Source organism: Providencia sp. Je.9.19, assembly GCF_051129765.1.
GTDB lineage: Bacteria > Pseudomonadota > Gammaproteobacteria > Enterobacterales > Enterobacteriaceae > Providencia.
Window position 1 is genome coordinate 1 of sequence record NZ_JBCPSS010000080.1, and the last position, 227, is coordinate 227.

The 227-nt window shown below is 50.7% G+C and carries 1 tRNA gene and 1 rRNA gene; both read left to right on the top strand.

From position 1 onward, the window contains the following. A 16S ribosomal RNA gene (locus tag AAZR93_RS21775) occupies positions 1-84 on the top strand; the annotation flags it as partial. 66 nt (positions 85-150) lie between these two features. Continuing rightward, a tRNA-Ile gene (locus tag AAZR93_RS21780) sits at positions 151-227 on the top strand.

Below are 227 nucleotides of genomic sequence, written 5' to 3' on the forward strand. Positions count from 1 at the left end.
GCGCTTACCACTTTGTGATTCATGACTGGGGTGAAGTCGTAACAAGGTAACCGTAGGGGAACCTGCGGTTGGATCACCTCCTTATCCTTGAGGTGTTCTTGTGACGTGTCCACACAGATTGTCTGATGAAATAGAAGTAGCGGTATCAATAGGCTTGTAGCTCAGGTGGTTAGAGCGCACCCCTGATAAGGGTGAGGTCGGTGGTTCAAGTCCACTCAGGCCTACCA